This is a genomic window from Brevibacillus brevis (assembly GCF_900637055.1).
Classification (GTDB): Bacteria; Bacillota; Bacilli; order Brevibacillales; family Brevibacillaceae; genus Brevibacillus; species Brevibacillus brevis.
Genome location: NZ_LR134338.1, coordinates 2,656,286 through 2,678,244, shown reverse-complemented (window position 1 = coordinate 2,678,244; position 21,959 = coordinate 2,656,286). Strand labels below are relative to the sequence as shown.

Sequence of the window (21,959 nt, the reverse complement as noted above, 5' to 3'; positions counted from 1 at the left end):
GTAAGAGGTTATTTTACAAAAACTTTTTGCGAGCCAATACTGGTATCGCCATCTTCGAACCATCTGGATGTGACCGTTTTTTTCTTCGTAAAAAAGAGGACGCCATCTTTTCCATTGGCATGCAAATCACCGTAAAAGGACTGCTTCCAGCCTGAGAAAGCAAAGAAGCCCATCGGAGCAGGCACCCCTACATTGACACCGACCATACCCGCTTCCACCTGCTGAACGAATTCTCTTCCCCATTTTCCATTGTTCGTATAGATGGTCGCCCCATTGCCAAAACGCGAGCGGCTGATCGTCTCCAAGCCCTCTTCAAAGTCTTTCACACGCATGACAATCAGGACAGGCGCGAAAATCTCATCGCGGACAATGACCATCTCGGCATCTGCCTTGTCAAAAATCGTCGGCCCGAGGAAGTAACCATCGGGCAGCCTTTTCGCATCCTCGCGACCATCGCGAACCAGCGCGGCACCAGCAACGACACCTTTTTCGATGTAGTCATGTACTTTGGACAAGTGCGAATCACGGATGACAGGCCCGAGATCGATGCCCTCCTCCAAACCATTTCCCATCGCAAGAGCATTGGCTTCCTCGATCAAATGCGCGATCAGCTCATCGGCAATCTCCTCGACAGCTACTACAGCGCTGGCTGCCATACACCGCTCTCCTGCACAGCCGAATGCTGAGCTCGTAATCGTTTTTGCTGCGCGCTTCAAATCCGTGTCAGGCATGACCAAATGGTGATTTTTCGCCCCAGCCAGTGCTTGCACACGCTTCCCGTTCGCCGCTGCTGTCTTGTACACGTATTCCGCAACTGGCTGCGAGCCGACGAAGGAGATCGCTTTTACGTCCGGATGCTCCAACAGACCATTGACGACATCATGCGCTCCGTTTACGACATTGAATACACCGTCTGGCAACCCCGCTTCCTTTAGCAGTTCGGCAATCCGAATCGAAGACAGCGGCGTCCGCTCCGAGGGCTTCAGTACAAACGTATTTCCTGCGGTAATCGCGATCGGGTACATCCACATCGGGACCATCACAGGGAAGTTAAACGGTGTAATCCCGCCCACTACCCCCAACGGAAAGCGGATCACCTGACTGTCGATGCTGTTTGCGATATTGGGCAATGTTTCCCCCATCATCAGTGTCGGCATCCCACAAGCGAACTCTACCATTTCCAGCCCACGCAAGAGCTCCGCCTGTGCCTCAGGCAGATTTTTGCCGTTCTCCATGGTAATCATTCGGGCGAGTTCATCCTCGTGCTTTACGAGAAGACTATGAAAACGAAACATAATCCGCGCGCGATCTACGACAGGGGTAGCACTCCAGCTCACAAAAGCTTCCTTCGCAGCAGCAACAGCCTTGTCCACATCTTCTCTCGTCGACAGTGGCACGCGTGACAACAATTCTCCTGTTGCCGGATTGGGTACATCCTCAAAACGTGTCGTCAGTGAATCTACCCACTGCCCCCCAATGTAGTTTTTCAATGGATTTCCAACGATAGCTGTGTTCATCCCTTCAACTCCTCACGTTCAATTGATTGACAATTCCATTTTATCCAAAAATAATGCCTGTCAGCACTAGACAAAGCGTAACGCATTACGTAGGGTTAATCATACAGAGTGTAAAAAGAAGAGGTGATCCTGATGAGCAACGATTTGCGCCTGACCATTGCAGATATCATCAAGCGTCCATTGTTTCAACATGCCCAAGTAGTGGCGGGGCATCGTGGACTGTCCCGTCCTGTTCGCTGGGTTCACGTCTTGGAGACTGCCGATACGGGACAGTTTTTAAATGGCGGCGAACTGATTCTATCAACCGGGCTAGGATTTGGCGAAGAAAAGGAAAAGCGACTCGCGTATTTAACCGAACTCATTCGGCGAAAAGCAGTCGGGCTGTGCATCGAGCTGGGACGTTACATCCCCTCGATCCCTGAAGATATGCTAGAGCTGGCGAATCACCACCAGTTTCCGTTGCTCGTTTTTCACCAGCCTGTCCGCTTTGTCGACATCACGCAAGATTTGCACGAGCATTTGATTCATGCGCAGATGCAAGCACTTCGCAATCTCGAAGCATACTCTCGCAGTTTGCAGCAGCTCAGTCTGCAGGCAGCGGGCACGCCTAAGCTATTGCAGCATTTTCAGGTCGCTGTTCAGACGCAGGTCTTCTATTACGCACCAGATGGCTCCACACAATTTGCCCCGGTGGTACCACATGATGTTGCAGTGGAGATGAGCGATTTGATGCGGTCTCATTTTTCCGAACTGGATAGTAGTGAAGCTGGCGTCCGCTTCCTTACTCTATCTGCGACCAGGCAGCTTGCCTATCAACCCGTGGTGGCGATGGGGCATGTGCTCGCCTATGTTGGCATTGTCTTGTATGAACGCAGTCCGGATGAGTATTTGCTTCTGACCTTAGACAATACAGTCAGCGCGATGGCCCAAATTTTAATGCGGAAGATGTTTGTGGAGGAACAGGCGCTTGCTACCGAAAACCGGCTGTTTGATGACTTGATTGCCAACCGCTCCATACCGGAAGAACAAATGCGTTCCTTGCTCGGTATAACAGGCAGCGGTAAAGCCTCAACATATCACATGATCATTCTGTCCTTTGAGAAGTCGAAGAACCTGGTCGAGGACTCCCTTCCGCCGCACGACTTGACAGCTATCTTCCGTTCGCTATTGACTCGCCATCGCTTTCGTCCTTTCATACGCTGCATGGGCCATCGCTTCTACTTTTTGCTGATCGAGCAGCAGCCGCTTGCAGATTCCCGGCGTACCCTGGAAAAAGCCTTTCACGATGTCAAAAGAATCATGACGCAAATGCTAGGAGCAGATGTCCAAATCTGGATGGGTGTCAGTCGAGCCGGAAAACGGTTGTCAGACGCTGGACGACATCTCGCGGAGGCGGAACAGGCACTCGCTTTTTATCAGGAATCATCCAGTCCCTTTTTCGCTGATCTCGGATTGTTCCGACTCCTGTTCCACGTGCCTAGTGAGCCTGTGTTAAAGACCTTCATAAGCGATTACCTCGGCCCGCTTTTCGCCCATGACCAAGCACACGGCTCCTCGCTCGCTCATACGCTGCGTGTCTATTTGGATGTTAACCTGTCCAAGCAGGAGGCTGCGGAAAAACTGTTCATTCATCGTCAAACGCTCTATCATCGCTTGGAAAAAATTGAAGAAATTCTCGGTGAGGATTACACGGCAACGCAAAACAGGATTTGTCTGGAAATCGCCCTGCGAGCACGGGACTGGCTAAGCAAAGAAGAGCAACATCAGTAAAAAAAGACACAACCTTCCATCCGATCAAAAGACGAAGGTTGTGTCTGTTATTTAATTTCCTGGCTTTTTCATATACAGGCGATACTTCGCTTGTTTTCCATCCGTCAACACAACGCGAATATTGTACAGACCGGATTTTCCAAGATTCACCGTTAGTTGTTCTGGATTGTCGGTGCTTGTTGCAGCAGCAAGCTCTTGTGAACGACTGTTATATACGTACAAATCAATATTGGCATCCTCTTCCCACTCTACGGACAATTCCAAATCACCAGGTTCATTAACGCGGATCAAATACTCCATGCTTTTCTGCTTCTTCGTCAGTTTCCCTGTTCGCGCAGGTTCTTTGTCTACAACTGGCGGCTTTTCCTCTTCCTCTTCCTCGTCATCGGTCTTTTGCCATTTTCCCGTTGTCGCTAGCGCAAACGGCTGAGGCCCTTTCGGGATGTTATAGCCCTCGACCGTCACCGTGTAGGTTCCCTCTTCCGGCTCGGTAATCCATACCTGCTCGACGTTGTTCAGATTGTCCACTTCGTCGTTGTACGGGGCCTCAAAAAAATCGTTGCCGTTCAGTTTTTCTCCACTTGGTGTCGTCACCTTCAGATTCAAATCGTTGACAAGCGCACGCTTTGCGACAATGGCAGCAGGATAATCCGTCCACGCAAGCGTAATGGCCAAAGGCTTGGAATCATCCGAGACCTTGACCTTATATGTTACTTTTTCACGCGTGCGAATGCCATCCTTTTCGTCCTTGTAGTTCGTTTCAATCGCCTGCTCCAGATTGGCTCTACCGAAGCCTTGCTCTCGCATGTCTTCATCCAAGTTGTCTGCACTCGTCAACAGCATGGCTTTTACTAATGCACCGCTCGGATTTTTTTCCCCTTCTTCCTGCAAAAATTCCCGAATTTGCGCTACACCGCCCGCTAAAATCGGCGTAGCCATGCTTGTGCCGTTCATATACGCGTAATGTTCATTAAAACGCTTGTAGAAATGTTTGCTCGGTGCCAGTGAAGAGCGCGTGGACAAGATCGCAGTACCAGGCGCGACAATATCGGGCTTCAAACGCCCATCGTCTGTTAAACCGCGACTGCTCGATACCCACACGTCGTCCGCTTTATCGGAGGTTTTCCCCAATGTGGGTCGAACATTTTCCGTGGCGCCAACGGCGATAACGTTTTTAGCAGTGGCTGGGCTCCCAATCGTTTTATAGCCTTTCTCGCCATCGTTTCCAGCCGCAATAAGCACCGTCATATCTGGATGCTCCCATAAAAAGCGATCAAACAGAAGCGATGAAAGGCTGTACTCTCCCTTATCATTCGTCCCCCATGAATTGGAGTGAATGCGGGCTCCCTCTTCGTATGCTTCTTGCAATATGGTCTCGACATCCGTATTGAGCTTCCCTTTCGCGTTCTCTATGGAATGAAAAACGAGCTTCGCACCCGGTGCTGTTCCTTTATATTGTCCATCTGATGCTTCTCCTGTGCCCACAATGGAACCGGCTACATGTGTACCATGACCGTGGACATCACTGGCATCATTCGGTCGGCCAAGAGAAATGAGCTTCTCAATTTGGCCCTTAAAATCTGGATGCATCGTTTGAAGCTTCCCAGTATCAATTCCGGTATCGGCAACTCCGACAATTTGTCCCTTGCCTGTGTACCCTGTCGAGGCCAGCTTGTCCGAATGAATGATGGTAGCTGCCACATCATTGTGCAGCTTGTTTTCCGGCACAGGGACGACAGCAATGACATCATCTGATTCGATCACTTGTTCAATCGTTTCCTGATCCATCTTGGCGATTGATATATGGGGAGCATCTTCTGGCGTTTGAATGTCTCGTATCTCTTGATCCTCGTTCATTTCCGTCATCGCTCGATACATGTCCACCCGTTGATTGAAACCGATGACAGCAACCTCGACCCGTTCTCTGTTGCCTCCTGAAAAGCGAAGCTCGGACGATACCTTTGACTTCGGTGTAAAGGCCATAACATCTTCGACAAAAGACAGGTCCTCGACTTCCCTTCTGACCTGTTCATCCTCCATTTTCGCGATGAATGCAAAATCCGGTATGTAATCACCAAGCGTGACGCCGATATCTTCCAGTTCTTCTTTCCACCCCTCACGAACAGGACCAGATAACTGAATAACGACGAGCTCAGACTCTCTCTTTTTTGACGAAAGCTTGTCCAGTGCAAGACCCTTATCCGCTTCGATCTGGATATTGCCCCGACGCTCTCCCTCTTGCTTGGCATCCGCCGGAATGCCCTCCAACGAAAGTGTCAGAACAAGTGTCGTGCATAAAGCTGCCTGCCATTTTTTTCGCAAACCAAACACCCTTCCCCCATGGCATAATGGAACCATTTCTATCCATTATAAGAGAAAGGGTGAATTGTCAAAAGAGTAAGAAGGCATAGACATGGGACAAAAACTAATTTTTTGCCCCATCTTCCTCTTCCGTCCACTGTAATAGCGGTTGAAAATCGGTCCATGCCAACTTCATCAGTATTTCCTGATTCCATTCCTGCTTCGGAATATCCATCAGTCGCACTGCCTGGTTTTGGATCGCCTCTTGCAACAGGTTATGGCTAAAGCGACCGTTGCCATTCAATCGATGATCACTGACTGCTTTATCCAAAGACTGCGTGATCATTTCCAGCACGTTCTTCTCAATCGCATACCCAACCTCGCATGCAGCCTGTTCAAGAATGTGCACGAGTTCCTTCACGGTGTAGTCGGGGAATGCAATATATTTTTTAAACCGTGACAAGAGTCCGGGGTTGCTCATCAATAATGAATTCATTTCGAGTGGGTAGCCTGCGAGGACCACGACCAGATTCTCTTCGTGTTTGGTCATCTCCTCTACGAGCGTATCAACCGCTTCCTGACCAAAATCCCGCTCTCCCCCGCCGAGCAGCGAATACGCTTCATCGATAAACAAGACGCCGCCCAAAGCTTCTCGAACTTTTCTGCGAGTAAGCGCTGCGGTCTGACCGACATACCCCGCTACCAAGTCGGCTCTACTCGCCGTAACAAGATGACCGCGTTTCAAATAGCCGATTTCTTGCAAAATCTGCGCATACAGCTGGGCAACCGTCGTCTTCCCTGTGCCTGGATTTCCAGTAAAGACGGCATGCAGCTCAATCGGACTTTTCGGCAGGCCTCTTGCTGCGCGTTCTTGCTGGACGGCTACATACGCGGCAATTTTTTTCAACTCCGTCTTCACTTGAGCAAGACCAATCAACGCTTGCAGTCGAGCATCCGCATTCCTTTCTTTTTGCGGCGGATCGAAGCCACGGACATCCTCTGGTTTTAGAATCGTAAAGTCATCCCATTTCAGTTCCTTACCGTCTGTCTCTCGTCCTTTGGCAAAGATCGCATCGAGCACGATATTTGTGACAACCCGTGCATTGCCAAACGTCTCGTCTACTTGTGCTTTTTCAATACGCTGGCGCAGCGTAATTTTTGCCGCCTCTGTCAGAGTAAAATCGTTCCGTGCGGCTACTTCTTCTGCGATTTGCACCAGTTCGTCCGCCTGATAGTCCGGCAGTAAAAAGTGTCCCGTCTCGGGAAAACGGCTATTCAGTCCAGGATTGGCATACAAAAAATGACGCATTTCTTCCGGATAGCCCGCCAGCATCACGACGAAGCGGCCTGCATACTCGCCGCTCGTCATAGCGGATACGAGCGTGTCAATCGCCACTTGTCCGTAATCACTGCCGGAGCTATCTGGGCGCTTCAAGCTGTATGCCTCATCGATAAACAGGACGCCGCCGTCTGCCTGCTTGATTGCTTCCATGACGCGTTGCTCAGTTTGTCCCACGTAAGCGCCAACCAACTGAGAGCGATCCACCTCGATGAGCTGTCCTTTTGCCAACAACCCGAGCTCCTGATACAGCTTGGCGATCAAGCGAGCCAATGTCGTCTTCCCCGTGCCTGGGTTACCCATCAGTACGAGATGAAGGGGGAGCTGGTCTTTCATATGCCAGCCTTTTTCTTCGCGCAGCTGGCGATACTGCAGAAACTGCGCCAACTGCCGAACCCGATGTTTGATCTCGTCCAAGCCGATCAACTGCTCCAATTGCTCTAAGGCACTCAAATCTTGCTGAGGCGCTTTCTCGTGATCTTCTACCCTTTCGTTTCTTTGCGGCAGGAGCTTTTCTTTCTGTTCTTGCTGGTTGGTTAAAGCGCGAATCGTCTCTTGCAATTGGACAAGCATTTCACTGGAGTAAAAGACCCCGGATAAAGACGCTCCATACGCTTGAACACGTTCTTGCAATTGTACTAATAAATTTTGTCGTTCCGTGTATAACAGCACGAGGCCAGCAGCCGTAGCCTCCGCCTCCGAATCGTTCCACTTTTGCGCTGCCAGTAGCGTCTCCTCCGCAAGAGAGCGCCACTTCGTGATTTCAGCCAGTTCATTGGTTGCCTGCTCTTCTAGCACCTCAACGGTTCGCCTGCGCATGACGACATTATCCGTTTCACGTACGGACTTGAATTCAGTGAGAAAGACATGGGATCGCAACTTTGAAAAGTACAGCTCGAGCTTAACCTCTCCAGCGTAGCAATAATCAGGGGCTAGTTGAATCGCTCGATCTAACCATTCAGCTGCAAGCGTATGGCCTCCTGTTTTGTGCATCCGCAAAGCAGACATCCGCGCCAACACCATCGCTTCCGTCAAATCCAGCTCTTCGCCTGGATGTTCTTGGCGGTGCTGTTCGAGCATTTGCAGAAATGTCAGGCATTCACCTTCGGATAGTGATTGGATGCTGGACGGATTTTCGCTTAAACCTGCAATCAGTACCCTCGGGTCCCGTTCTTCTTGATGTTGCATATTAGATTGCTCCTCCCGCTCCATTGTTTCATCCCTGTTGTAGCATATTTAGCCGAACATGAAAAGTCTGTCCGAACATCAGAACTCCCCTTGAATGCTCGCAGCAGTTCTTTTCACCTTTTGACGTGCGAATAAAGTCGCCAAAGCAATGAGGATACCGGCCATGCCAAATTCAAGCCAGACCCCTCCCCATTCTAACAGCATCGCACCAACCACCGGACCTGCAGCCATTCCTGTATAGCGGATGAAATTGTACACACCAATGGCCGTTGCACGCTCTGCTTCAAATACTTCGGATAGCAAGATCGTGTGTGCAGATATACCTACACCCAAGGTTAAGGCAAACAACGTACTTGTTATCACAAGCAAAAGAAAAGAAACATCAGCCGCAGTCATAAAAAGAAACATCGCCAAAGCATTTGAACCAGTCGTCACCAGCAATGTTGTACGTGCTCCCCATCGATTTTGCAACAAAGCAGACAGCTTGCTACTGATAATAAAGACTGCTGACACGAGCAGGAAAACCAATCCGATTTGTTCAACGGAAATTGCGTAATGGTTCGTCAATTGGACAGGGAGAAACAGCAGAAAGCAATAATAGGCGTACATTTGACTAAAACCGATCAAAATGACGGATGCACCAACCGGGTGGAGCAAAATATTACGGAAAGACCCTAACGTAAAACCGCCTGATGATGTTGCTTGATGTCTTTTCGTTTCTGGTAACAGTGTTGCATTTATGCCGACGAGAAAGACCGCGCTGATTGCTAAAAATAAAAAGACCGAAGAATGACCTCCGATGCCGCCAATCCAGCCACCCAAGAGCGGACCAAATGCCGGACTAAGCGCTAGCAGCATCTGATAAGTGCCCATCGCAGATGCACGATTGTTTCCTGTAAATAGGTCGCCAATAATCGTTGCTGCTACAATCGGAATGGCAGCAAACCCCGCCCCTTGCAAAGCCCGGAAAAATAATAGCCCATAAATAGAATCAACCAGATAGCATCCGATGGACGCGATCATATACAGGATCAGGGCAGGTATCATGACACGTTTTCGGCCGAACCGATCGATAAATGGTCCGTAGATGATTTGCATAATCGCGAGCATGAGCGTAAAGATTGAAACGGTCCAGTTAATCATGGTCGCACTCGTCTGAAACTCATGTTGCATGGCTGGTAAAATAGGCATGAACAAATTTTGCGCGAACATACCTAGCATTAGCGTTATCCCAAGTAGATACAGTACTTTTTTTGGACTCATGTTAGCTCTCCTCTTATCCAGTTATTATTGTGTCCTTGGAAACAATTTTCGTAAAAAAAATAATGAACACCAGTTGTATGTTTCCCCTATTCATCTGTTGCTTCTCTTATGACCTTTTCCAAAAATGCCAATTCGGCGGGAGTATACCTATCTAAAAATCGGTACATGTCAATCTCCAGTCGTTGGTGGTAGCTTTCGTGAATCTCGTTTACCATTTCTCCTACAGCTGTCAGCCGAAAAAAAACTTCCTTCTGATTGTCTTCGAGTTGGTAGCGCTCGAGTAATCCTTTTTTCAAAAGCTTGACTGTGATTTTGGATATCGCACTCTTTGTTACCCCAATATGCTGTGCAATTGTCGTAACATTGACTCGATCCCTCCCCCCTACCTCTTGAAGGACGTGGAGCTCTGTTACGGATAACCTTCCAACTTTATCATAATCAGGTACGCTGATTCTAATTTGGCGCAATAGCATTTCTTCACGTAGCTTGCTGCGCTCCTCCTGTTTATGTAAAAAGGTGATCCATCGATTCCAAATCTTCTTTTTCGGGTCCAATGCAGCATCAGCTCCTCATCTATTTCAACTTTTGTTTCCACGGAAACAAAATCACTTTATCATGAGATTTCCTTTTGCGCAAGAAAAAACCGCAGCCCTGCATTCGCAAGCTGCGTTCCGAGACCATTCTTTATCCATTTAGATTGCCCAGTTCCTTGTCCGCACTAAAATGAGCACGAGCAGCCTCAAATACTTCATTTTCCGATCCGGCCGAGATTTTGAAACTCGATACCACTTTCTTGCCGCATCGCACTTGTACATTATACTGTGAATCCCCATCATACGTAGACTCGAAATGATAATCCTCACCATTGACCTGAATGGTTCGTTCCATGGTTACACCTCCAACCTTAGTGTGACCAAGCGACATGGCAATCATCCAATATTTTGTTGCAAAGAAATCGTTTTTCCCGTTGCAGCTGACTCTATGGCCGCTTCGATAATCAAAAGAGCGATAAGCCCATCTTTCCCCGTGACGATTGGCGCTGTTTGCTTTTGGATCGCGTCTACAAAGGCATCGATTACCCCACTGTTCGTCTGATGATCGTTGGTCTGTATCGCTCCTGTTCGCTCTACTCTTCTCTCACCCGTAGCTGTTATGACTTCGATATCCTTTTCTGGATCAGCAAAAATCTTCATGATCCCACGCTCACCGTAGAGAATCGTACTATTGTCCTCCTCACCGTAGTAGCTCCAGCTAAAGGAAGCAGTACCTAACGTACCCGACTGTGTTCGTAAAAGACATACCATATGATCGCATACCTCGATTGGTAAGCCTTCCTCGTCTTTTTTGTCCAAAACAGCTGTTAAGGCACTGACCTGCACGATTTCATCCTGAAGCAAATATCGCAGCAGATCTACTTTATGGATGCCTAAGTCTCCGGCAACACCGAGTGCAGAACGATTCTTTTTAAAAAACCACGTCGCGTTTGTTTTGTTGATACTCCAATGCTCAGGCCCTTTATGTCCGAAGCTTGTTTTAAAGGATAAGATGCGCCCTAGCTCACCTGAATCAATGATCTGACGCGCTTTTTGATGGGCGATAACCAGCCGCTGATTGTGGTCGATCATGAGAATGGCACCTGTAGCCTTGGCAGCTGCAAGCATGGCCTGTGCACCTTCACTCGTCGTCGCGATCGGCTTTTCACACAAGACATGTTTTCCAGCCAATAGTGCCTCAGTCGTGATGATATGGTGCATTTCGTTCGTCGAGCAGTCACTGATCGCTTGAATCTCAGGATGATGAACGACCTCTTGCCAGCTAGCTGCTACCGTGCCCCCATACTTTGCAACCATCTTCTGAGCACGATCCGGATTCGGGTCATACACAAGGAAAAGCTCGACATTCGGATGATGGTGATATTCCGGCGCATGCCGCTCGTTTGCAATGGAACCGCAGCCAATAATGCCTACTTTTATGCTCATGATTGCTCCTCCTTTGTATTGAACCCTTGGCAGACTCATCTGTGGTAATCGTATTCGCACTATGAAGTTGTTAGAGGGCACAACGCTGGTTCGACAGCGCCGTGCCCCGTTTCCCTTTTACAAATCAGCTATGTGAGACGCTTTTTTTCGCGCTAACCTCTTTTCACGAATCCCCTCCAAGATCGAATAAAGAACGGGAACCAAAACAAGCGTTACGAGCGTGTGGAAAATCAAACCCGCAATTACCCCGGTAGCAAGCGGCGCTTCTAGTTCCGCTCCCTCCGCAACAGCAAGTCCCATCGGCAGCATACCGAGTATCGCTGTCAGCTTGGTCATGATTACCGGACGAACACGATCTCGTGTGCCCTGTACAATCGCTTCTTCCAACCCCATCCCCCGTGAACGCAGCAGATTGATTCTGTCAATTAACAGAATCGCATTGGAAACAACAATTCCTACCAGCATGATGAGCCCAATCATTGCCATCTCACCAAAGGTTCGCTGCGTGACCACGAATCCGAGAATGACTCCCACCAAGGCCATCGGCAACGACAGCATGATAATAAACGGCTGGGATAACCTCCCAAACTGTGCCACCATAATCACATAGATGAGGGAGACGACCGCTACCAGGACGATAATTCCTTGCGTAAAGGTGTTATTCTGTTCCTTCAAATCGCCAGCGATCTCGATCTTGTAACCAGCGGGTAATTCCACTGTACCCAGTTTCTCATTTATTTGCCTGCCTGCCGTTCCAATATCCGTGCCCAACAGTTCTGCTGATACCGTGATGATTTGTTCTCCTTTTTCATGTTTGATCGTAATCGGAGATTTGCTGAAATGGAAATCAACCAGCTCGTGTAACGGCACCTGTGAGCCTGTTTCGGTTCGAATCATAGTCTGTTGGAGTTGGTCAGGATGTGTCACCCATGTCTCTGGATATCTGGCAACAATCGAGGTTTCGATGCCATTTTGACTGATTGTGGATAGGGGCTGCTCCCCAAGCAGCATGCTGATTTGGCTGTCCAATGAATCCGAGTCAACCTGTAATTGAGACATTGCCTCCTGATTCGGTGTCAGCGTTACTTTTTCCTTCCCTCTTTCAAAGTCATTCCGAATATTGACGACACCGGGGATGCTCCCCAGCATGTCTTCTACTTTGGTGGAAATCGACCGGGAAACCTCCAAATCTTCGCCCGCGACCTGCAACTCAATAGGTGCCGATTCACCTGAGAAGCCAAATGTCAAACTCGTCCGTTCCACTCCGTCAACGGCATTCAATCGGCCGTTTACTTCTTGCATAAATTCTTCTTTCTCTTGCGTTCGTTGCGACTTGGTCACTAATGTAATATTTAATTCGACTGTCTCTTTCTTTGCCGTAAAAAAGACTTGATCCACGTCTGACAACTCTCTCAACGCTTTTTCCGCTTCAACTGCCGCTGTGTTCGCCTGTTCCAAGCTAGTGCCATCGGGCATCGTGAGCGTGGCAAAAATTTGATTCTCATTGGCATTCAAGCCATTTCCTATTTTAATCAATGGGAAGAGACTCAACGCTCCTACAAACACCGCAAGAGCCACCAGCAATGTGAGAATTCGATGACGAAGGGTTAGCAACAGTAATCGCTGAAAGAGAGAAACAATCCGATTCTTCCCTTCTTTTTCGCCATGGGACTGCAACTGTTTATCATGTTGAAGAAAACGCTCGGAAAAAATCGGAACAAACAGAAAAGCTGCAATCGTTGACGCAAGAATGGTAGAGGTAACGGTAAACGCAATGGTATGAAGAATAGGCTTCAGCCACTGTTCAAAATCCGCGACCACAAGTGGTAAAAACACAATAATCAAAGTTAATTGGGATGCAAAAACAGGTGCTAAGACTTCTTTTGAGCCCTGAACGATGGCCTGTTTCAGCTGCATCCCCTTTTCTCTCAAATGATAAATACTCTCCAGAACAACGATCGCGGCGTCAACAATCAATCCGATTGACAAACTCAGTGATATCAATACCACCATGTCAATGTTGTATCCGGCAGCTTTCAAAGCGATGAAAGTCATCAGGATGGAGAGAGGCAGCGTCGTTGCAATGACCATCGTCACACGCCAATTTCGCAGGAATACCCAGAGAACGAGGATTGCCAATATTCCCCCAATGACAACGTCTCGACTCAAATTGGTGATCGCTTTTTTAATAAAAGAGACGGATTCAAACATGACTCTCAGCTCGTAGTTACCGCCCGCCTCCTCATTGATTTGCCTCACAACTTCCTCTACTTTCTTCTGCGTGGTGATCAGGTCACTCCCCGCAGCCCGCTTTACACTGATTTGCACAAAGAGGTTTCCTTCTGTCATGGAAATAGCGTCCTTCACGCTTCCGCGCAAGTCACTCACCGTTGCCAATTGTTCAAGTGCAACCTTGCCCTTGGGTGTCTTGATCAAAATGGTTTTGAACGCTTCTACATTTTTTAAGCTGTTGTCAATCATCACAACGGTGTCGAACCCGGGATTCTCCAATATCCCCACCGCTTTTTTCCAATTGGCACCCTGAAGCTGACCAACAACATCCGCTGCTGTCGTTCGATAGGCAGTAAGCCGTTCAGGACGAAATGTGATCGCAACCTTATTTTCAAAACCGTCCTCGGATACGACCACTTCCTTCACACCCGGGACGGATTCTATTCGATCCTTAATGGTCGTCTTCAGCAAGGTGAGCATGGTCTGTGTATCGGCACCCACCATTGCGTAGTCGATCAAGTCCTCATCACCTAAATTCGTTTGAGTGACGGTTACGGTATCCACTACTTTGGGAAACTCGTTGCGCAGCCGATTCACAATATTTTGTGTCTCTTGCTTGACCTTTTCACCTTCCCCATCCTCTGCAAGGATCGAGATGCCAGAAAACCCCGTCCCTGTTTTCGATGAGAAATTTTTAATCCCAGCCACAGATTTCAATTCCTGCTCTATTTTTTTCGTGACCTTTTCTACCATCTCTTCAGGTGGCAGCGCTCCTCCTGAAATATTCACTTCAATCCAAGGCAAATTCGTTTTCGGTACGAGCTCCACGTGGAAGGAAAAGAGCGCACCGATTCCGGTAAGCACGATGAGGAATGTGCACAAATAGAGGATCACTTTTCGTTTCAGCAAAAAGAGAATGACCTTGTCCATCGGTTACTCCCCTTTCACCGTAACGACTTCTCCTTCGGCGTAGTACGTTATGCCGGAGATTAGGATTTGATTGCCTGATTGAAGGCCCGATAGAATCTCGACCTTATTTCCAAAAATTTGCCCCACTTCCACGTCACGTCTCTTGATGACACCATTCTCGACAACCATGACGAAGCGCTGTGTTTCCTTAATGCCAACACTTTGGACGGGAACGAGCACTCCGTTTACTTTGCGTGACATCTCTACAGTCGCAACCATTCCCTCTATCAACGCGTTGTCTTTATTGGGAACAGCTATCTCTACAAGATACTTTCCCGTTTCCTGGTTAAGAACGGGGGAAATAAATGTAATGGTCCCTGTACTTTTGGCCTTTCCTTCGACTGTCACAGGCACCGTGTCCCCTTGCTTGTAGTTTTCCATCACATCCAATGGGACATCGACCTGTAGCTTCACTTCCGAGCTGTCGACAAGGTGAATGATACTTTGGCCTGGCTGGGCAAGACTTCCTGCCTTTTGGGTCACATCGATGACCGTACCGCTAAACGGCGCGACGAGTTGCGTTTCTTGAAGGGTCTTCTTTGCGAGCTCTACTTCACTGGCCGCTTGTTTCAACTCGGCATCTGCACTGGCAATCTCGTTGACCTCCGCCCCCTTTAGCAACTTATCCAACGTAATTCGTGCCTCTTGTAGCGAAATCTCGATTTGCTCTTTTTCCGACTGCGCACTGTCCAGCTCACTCTGTGAAATAGCGCCGCCCTTAAACAGCTCCTGGGCTGTCTCCCATTTCCGTTGCGCATCTTTCAAGCGCTTTTCCTGGCTGTTCACTGCCAGGCGTTGTTTGCTGATGAGATCCGCGCTTGCTCCTTGCAACGTTTTTGAACGCAACGCCGATGCACTTTGAACCTGGCTTTGTGCCGCTTCCAGCCCTTTTTGATAATAGTTCGTATTTAATGAACTTAATACCTGGCCTTGAGTCACCTTTGCCCCTTTTGTTACGTTCATTCGTTCAATCGTACCAGAAGCCCCAAAGGCTAATTGGCTCTCCTGTTTGTATTCAACGAAAGCAGTAAGTGGGATCGGCAAGGAATCCGTCTGTTTTACGGTGTGCACCTGCACGATCTTTTGTTTTGTTTGCTCCGTTTCCTGTTTCGCTTCTTCTCCACATCCCGCGATGAACATCAGTACAACGGTCAAAACGACGTAGTGCATACTCTTCACGTAGAGTCCTCCAGTAGTTTTGTCATTGTCTTTTTGAATGAAGCTGACATCATATTTTCTCTCTAGTAATAGTGACCTTGCTCAAGCAGACTTGTCTGCAACCATGGGTTCTTCTTTTTTCTTAAAGTATTGACTCACTTGCTTGTTCAGATGAGCGATCAAGGCGATCACGAAAATGATGGCACCCGATGCCAACACGAGATACGTCCAGTGAACGGCCTCCAGTAAAATACCGTACAACCAGATCCCAAAAGGTACGGCCACCCCAGTAAAAGTGCCGACCACACCAAACATGCTGGCACGTAAATGCTCAGGCGTGTTCAATTGAACAAAGGTAAAGATCGGGATGTTCCCCATGGAGTTGAAGATCGCGGAGACCAATAAAATCGAGACAAATACGCCTGTAATGATCCAAGAGGCGTTACTCGTTTCCGGAACAAAAATCGGAAATACCCATGTCAGCAAGAGAAGCCCTTGCAATTGAATCAAAAGAAAGATTTTATTCTCAACGTATTTGCTTACCTTTTTCATAGAGACAACAGCCGCTCCGATAATGATCCCGATAAACCAGGAGGACTGAATAAAGGAGAATTGCTCCATCGATACTTTTTCGACTCGATAGGCAATATGCAGCAGCCCCACATACATGAGGGGAGGGAAAATAAAGTTGAGCACGAGGAAAATCAGGAACAAGTACTTAATGACAACCTGTTCTCGAATATATTGGAAGACTTCCTTAATGGTTTCTGTATAGCTTTGCGGTGTCTCCTGCACTGCCTCAGACTTGCGGAAACGGAGGAACATCTGCATGATCCCTGCTCCGATAAAAGAAAGGCCATCAATCAGCAAAATCATTTCCATCCCCAGTAACCCATAGGCAACCGCCCCTACCAAAGGACCCGCTACATTAAGAATGGCGCTGATCGCTTGGTAGATAGAGTTCATACTACCTACTCTTTCCTCATCTACCAGCTCAGGAATGGATGCTTGCAAAGCGAGATACGTAAAAGCCTGAATGGTACTGATCACGAAGGCGTATCCGACAAACAGCCATAGATTCGTGGGAGACTGAAGGAAAAACAGTAAAAACAAGAGAACCAGCGCACCGCTTAGCAGCTCGGTGACAACCATGATCGTTTTCTTGTTGTGTCTATCAATATAGGCGCCTGCAAAAATATTAATCAGCACCCCTGGCAAGTACGAAAAGCCCAAGACAGTTGCAAATGCAGCGGAAGAACCCGTCACATCCGCAATGTACAGGGCAAGAGCAAATTTGTATACACCACTGCCTAATTCTGTAATGAAACGAGTAAAAGAAAAGAGAAAAATATTTAAACCGTATGTTTGGTTGCCCATCTTAACCTCCCTGAATAGTAATCCCTCTAGGTGACGATTTATTTCGGCAAGATGATCCCGCTACACCCCACGGACAATAAACTCGGAATAGAGCGGAATCCATCTGCCGATTTCCAATACGATGCCTAGACGACTCTTAGCGTATGACTAGAGGCATTCCTATCAATTTTTTCGCTTCCTCCTCCAAGATCACTCGAAGCCTCCTTTCATCCTCTCGATATGGCAAAGCCATAAAAATAGTCATTTTACCCATGGATGTATAAGAAGCCTCAAAGAGAATACGCTTCTTTCCTTTGATAAACAGGTGATCGTATTCACTTGGTTGACTCTTGTTTTGCTCACCCAAAAAGTTGCAAATAATAGGTGTCATCTGCAAGGATTGGATGAGTGAGTGGTGGGAAAGAGGATAGTTTTCCGTTACGTCAGAATTTTGCACGAGATTGGTGAAATGGATGTTCCTCTCCTTTGCGAGATCCAACCGAACTTTCACATACGTTTCCAACTCATCGAGACTCCACGCCCGATCAATATGAAGCGGAATATGATCGATACACTCGCCAAGCACATCGAAGAAATGATTCCCCATAAAGGATCTGCCAAAGTTCATGAGGAAGATGGGTGCTTTTTGAACTCCATAGCTCCTTTCGCAAAATCTGGCTAAAAGAGCAATCGGAATCCGCGCATTTTCTATCTCCTGCGTGTTGTCCATATCTAGTTCGCAGGTAACAATCGTGTAACCGTCCAAAATGGATGAAGAGGGAAGTTGTCTTTCTATGGACAAAAGACTATTCTCAAATCCTTGAAGATCAAATTCCTCCATAAGCTGCTGATCTTCGATTCCAACTGGACCCTTGGTAATTTGCTGAACGAAATCCCAATACGTATTCCGATCATTTTCCGAGAGGTCTGTGCCATTTTCCAACGCTTCGTAATACAGGTTCATGTCGTTTTGCAGAACTTCACTGCTGATCAAATCAAAAATGAGATGCGATGCCGGGAATATGAACGAGTACTCTTTCTCGCTCTCTTTCAGCAAGATCACTTTGTATGACAGAGAACCGAGCGAATCATGCTGCTTGTAAAAATATTCGCTCAGTAAGAGATGGCGCACCTCTTCTTTTCTGTCATCCGAATCGCTCGATACATCAACAACAGGGAGCGTAATCTCACTAGGGCAAGGATATTCTTTCCAATATGGCTCTTCTTCCTCAAAAGCCAACGTGCATCGCAGTAAATGATGACGCTCGAGGATGGCAAGAAAGGCCTTTTCCAGCGTCTTAGGATCGATCATCCGCTCAAAGCGAATCACTGTTCCAGAAATGTCTTTTTCCTGTACATGATAGCGCTGTGAAGGTGACAGCGGCTGTCTGATAACAGTCTGCTGATTGACGATTGCCTCCGAATAACGCTGGAGCTTCTGATCAAGGTCTTTGACGAGCCGCTCCTGCCATGGCAAGGATTCCTTCTCATCAAGCATAGCCTCTGAGAAATGATTTTTCTCTTTTTCCCATGCTTTTTGCGAGAGATCCAGATATTGAATGGCGTGCGGCTGAATCGCAGGATCACAAGACCTACGCAATAAGGACAGTATTTCTTGGTGTTTGTCCTGTGCATTTTCCTCCACGTACAGAACAGCCCGGTGTTTGTTGCCGAAGGGCACCTCTACATAGTTGCTTCGTACTTGAAAATGAGCGTAGATCAAGGTTTCGAGATCTTTTTTATCTTGTGCTTTTGTGATGCGAATCCGGTTTACGGTATCTAAATATCCTGCTAGCGCTCTGACTGTGTCATATTGGTAGATCGTTTGAATCTTCACTTCTATTCCTTCCTTATGAAGTCGCGCTACCAATTGGATTGCTTTGATAGAATGCCCGCCCAGATCATAAAAATGGTCATCCACACTGATTTCCTGTAGGTCGAGCACTTCTTTCCAGATTTCCGCCAGCCTTATCTCCTGCTCTGTAACAGGGGGATTCAGTTGCTTACTCGCCTCCCGGATCATGGCCGGCTCAGGTAATGCTTTCCGATCTATCTTTCCATTCGGTGTTACAGGCATTCTCTCAAGGACGTGGATATACGTTGGTACCATATAGGCTGGAAGAGTGGCCAAAAGCTCCTGACGCAAATCTCTGTTCCAATCAGGCTGCTCCCAGACCAGATAAGCGATCAGGCTGGCATCTCCTCCCTGCTCTTTTTTGGCCAACACGACCGCTTCCTTCACTCCTGCCTGGGATAGGATTACGTTTTCAACCTCATCAAGCTCGATACGAAAACCACGTATCTTGACCTGATTGTCCATTCGCCCCAAATATTCCAGACTTCCATCCGCAAGCCATTTCACCATATCTCCCGTCTTGTAGAGCCTCGAGCCGGGAATAAACGGATCTGCCACAAATTTCTCGTTCGTCAATTCCTCACGATTGATGTAGCCATCTGCGACGCTAATGCCAGCTATTGCCAGCTCACCAGGAATTCCCTGGGGCTGCAAATGACCATGCGCATCCAGCACGTATACTTTTGTGTTGGCAATAGGCTTTCCGATTGGCACTTGCTGCGGCAGCCCCTCTTGCCCTTCATACGTCCAAGTCGTTGCACAAATCGTTGTTTCGGTTGGACCGTATGCGTTGATGTAGCGGCAATGCGCACTCCATTTATGGACGAGCTCCCAGTTTGCTGCGGAACCTGCGGTGATTAACGTTTTCAATTTCGGAAAATTTTCCGGCTCCAAATACGTTACAAAGGTAGGCGGAAGCGTCGCAACTGTTACTTCATGCCGTAGCAGATACTCACTGAAAGCCTGCGGATCGAGTACGACATCCTTTGAAACAATGACCAATCTCGCCCCAGTCAATACTCCCATCGTAAACTCCCAGACAGAGGCATCAAAGGAGATGCTGGCAAACTGCAACACCTTGTCATTTTTGGTAATACCGAGATCGTTGATGAAAAACTGCTGGAGGTTGGCGATTCCGACGTGGTGCAGCCTTACCCCCTTTGGCTTCCCCGTTGACCCGGATGTATAAATGACGTAGGCCAGGTCGCTGGAACGATGAAGGGTCTGTACATCAGATGTAACGCCTTTGTATAGGCTCCTATCCTCAAGATTGATCAACGTTGATGTAGGGAGAATACGCTCTGCATACGCTACAGTCGGATCATGGATCAAAACAATGCTGGTCCCGCTATCTTCGATCATATAGCTGATCCGTTCACTCGGATGGTCGGTGCTAATGGGGAGAAAAGCCCCACCCGCTTTTAAAACGGCCAAGATGGCGAGGCTGTAAGCAGCAGACCGCTCCACTATCACACCAACAATGCTGCCTGGTTTTACCCCTTTCTCACGCAGCACGTGGGCCAGTGCATCGGATTTGTCATCTAATTCCTGATACGTGTAGGTGCCTTCCTGATCGACCACGGCAATGTGATGCGGTCCCTTTTTGACCTGTTCCTTAAATAGCTGGTCAATGGTTCGGGTTTGATCAACCAGCATATCCGTGTCATTCCAATGTTGCAGAATGAGAGCCTGCTCCTCGTCCGTGACCATTTGCATTTTTGCAATCGGCTGGTCGGGATTGCGGATGACACTTTGAATCAACTGATTCAAATGCGCTTGCACTTTTTGCAGGTAGGCATCGCTATAGGCAAGTGCATTATAGATAAAGTGAACTTCTAATTCCTTTCCGGGAATAATGCACAAGTTGAAGTCGTAGCTGGTTTGCTCATATCCTTGGACATCCGTAATTCCGAATAAACCGCCTTTTCCATCTTCGTCGGATGCCTCCTCCGTCAATGGATAGTTTTCAAAGACCATGAGATGCTGTATCAGGTTTTGTTTTAATGTGGTCTCGGACTGAATATCCGCCAGTGACAAGTATTGATAGCTGCTTGTGGCTGTAAAGAACTGTTGCACCTGCCCGAGTAACTCCGAAAAAGTCTGTTTGCCTTCACTGCGAATTCGCATAGGGATCGTATTGACAAACAATCCAACCATTTCTTCCACGCCAACGAGCTCAGAGGGACGTCCCGAAACGACCGAGCCGAAGACAACATCATTGGCATAATTGTATCGTTGCAGCAACAATCCCCAGAGGGAATGAAAGACGATGCTCAGTGTCACATCATTTGATCTCGCTATCTGCTCCAATCGGGCAGTCGTTTCCCGATCAATGCGAAACACGATTGATTCTCGTTGGTATCCCTTACCGGTTGAAATATATTCAACCGGTAAAGGAGATTGCTGATCAAATCCATCCAAACTATCTCGCCAGAATGAGAGTCCCTCTTGTTTGTTTTGCTTGCCAAGCCAGGTGACATAGCTACTGAAGGAATATGGCGGAGCCAGCTCAGCCTTCTTATTTTGAAGATAAGAGCGATAAATATGGAAAAAGTCTTTTGCGACAATCCCCAAGCACCAGCCATCCATAATAATATGGTGGAAGCTCCACACCATCTTGTATTTCGATTCACTCAACTTCATAACGGTCATCCGAAACAACAGATCTCTCTCCAGATCAAATCTCTTGCTCCGATCTCTTACAAGAAACTGCTCCACAAATGCTTCTTGTTCATCCTCTGTCAGGTCAGAGATGTCCTCGATCTGAATAGCTGCTTCTCTTTGCTTCAACACGATTTGCAGAGGCTTTTTACTTTCTTTGTAGTGGAAGACTGTTCGCAGGATATCGAATCTCTCGACGAGATCGCGAAAGCTCTGATCAAGGAGATCAAGCCGCAACGACTCCTCCATCGTAATCACCGTTTGTTCGAAGTGAACCTCTGATTCAGGATGAAGAATAAAGTGATACAGCATGCCTTCTTGCATAGGTGTCAATCGGTATATATTTTTTATTTGAACACCATTCATACCTC

12 protein-coding genes are annotated in these 21,959 nt (G+C 47.8%); 1 reads left to right on the top strand and 11 read right to left on the bottom strand.

Annotation, left to right across the window (positions count from 1 at the left end):
- Positions 1–8: 8 nt before the first annotated feature.
- Positions 9–1,517, bottom strand: coding sequence for a CoA-acylating methylmalonate-semialdehyde dehydrogenase (locus EL268_RS13345; protein ID WP_106656475.1), 1,509 nt, complete (start codon positions 1,515–1,517; stop codon positions 9–11).
- Positions 1,518–1,649: 132 nt separating this feature from the next.
- On the opposite strand from EL268_RS13345, the gene EL268_RS13340 reads away from it, so the two are divergent.
- Positions 1,650–3,287, top strand: a complete 1,638-nt coding sequence (locus EL268_RS13340) for a PucR family transcriptional regulator (RefSeq protein WP_106656476.1) — start codon at positions 1,650–1,652, stop codon at positions 3,285–3,287.
- Positions 3,288–3,338: 51 nt separating this feature from the next.
- On the opposite strand, the gene EL268_RS13335 is transcribed toward EL268_RS13340, so the two are convergent.
- The 10 genes from EL268_RS13335 to EL268_RS13290 all read right to left on the bottom strand — a co-directional run bounded on the left by EL268_RS13335 (position 3,339) and on the right by EL268_RS13290 (position 21,954).
- Positions 3,339–5,618, bottom strand: a complete 2,280-nt coding sequence (locus EL268_RS13335; protein WP_106656477.1) for a S8 family serine peptidase — start codon at positions 5,616–5,618, stop codon at positions 3,339–3,341.
- A gap of 94 nt (positions 5,619–5,712) precedes the next feature.
- A complete protein-coding gene (locus EL268_RS13330) occupies positions 5,713–8,115 on the bottom strand; it encodes an AAA family ATPase (RefSeq protein WP_106656478.1) in 2,403 nt (800 codons plus the stop codon).
- A 78-nt stretch (positions 8,116–8,193) separates the two neighbouring features.
- On the bottom strand, positions 8,194–9,378 hold the full coding sequence (locus EL268_RS13325) for an MFS transporter (protein ID WP_106656479.1): 1,185 nt from the start codon (positions 9,376–9,378) through the stop codon (positions 8,194–8,196).
- 86 nt (positions 9,379–9,464) lie between these two features.
- Positions 9,465–9,932, bottom strand: a complete 468-nt coding sequence (locus tag EL268_RS13320; protein ID WP_106656480.1) for a MarR family transcriptional regulator — start codon at positions 9,930–9,932, stop codon at positions 9,465–9,467.
- A gap of 130 nt (positions 9,933–10,062) precedes the next feature.
- Positions 10,063–10,266: a hypothetical protein gene (locus EL268_RS13315; RefSeq protein ID WP_164724473.1), complete on the bottom strand. Its 204-nt coding sequence runs from the start codon at positions 10,264–10,266 to the stop codon at positions 10,063–10,065.
- Positions 10,267–10,307: 41 nt separating this feature from the next.
- Positions 10,308–11,357 carry a Gfo/Idh/MocA family protein gene (locus EL268_RS13310; RefSeq protein WP_106656482.1) on the bottom strand — a complete coding sequence of 350 codons (1,050 nt, stop codon included), beginning with the start codon at positions 11,355–11,357 and terminating at the stop codon, positions 10,308–10,310.
- A gap of 117 nt (positions 11,358–11,474) precedes the next feature.
- Complete coding sequence (locus EL268_RS13305) at positions 11,475–14,519, bottom strand: efflux RND transporter permease subunit (RefSeq protein WP_106656483.1); 3,045 nt, start codon at positions 14,517–14,519, stop codon at positions 11,475–11,477.
- Positions 14,520–14,522: 3 nt separating this feature from the next.
- The gene (locus EL268_RS13300; protein ID WP_232030548.1) at positions 14,523–15,728 is read right to left on the bottom strand and encodes an efflux RND transporter periplasmic adaptor subunit; all 1,206 of its coding nucleotides are present in this window, start codon (positions 15,726–15,728) and stop codon (positions 14,523–14,525) included.
- Between the two features lie 90 nt (positions 15,729–15,818).
- The gene (locus EL268_RS13295; RefSeq protein ID WP_106656485.1) at positions 15,819–17,093 is read right to left on the bottom strand and encodes an MFS transporter; all 1,275 of its coding nucleotides are present in this window, start codon (positions 17,091–17,093) and stop codon (positions 15,819–15,821) included.
- A 136-nt stretch (positions 17,094–17,229) separates the two neighbouring features.
- Positions 17,230–21,954 carry a non-ribosomal peptide synthetase gene (locus EL268_RS13290; protein ID WP_106656486.1) on the bottom strand — a complete coding sequence of 1,575 codons (4,725 nt, stop codon included), beginning with the start codon at positions 21,952–21,954 and terminating at the stop codon, positions 17,230–17,232.
- Positions 21,955–21,959 lie beyond the last annotated feature (5 nt).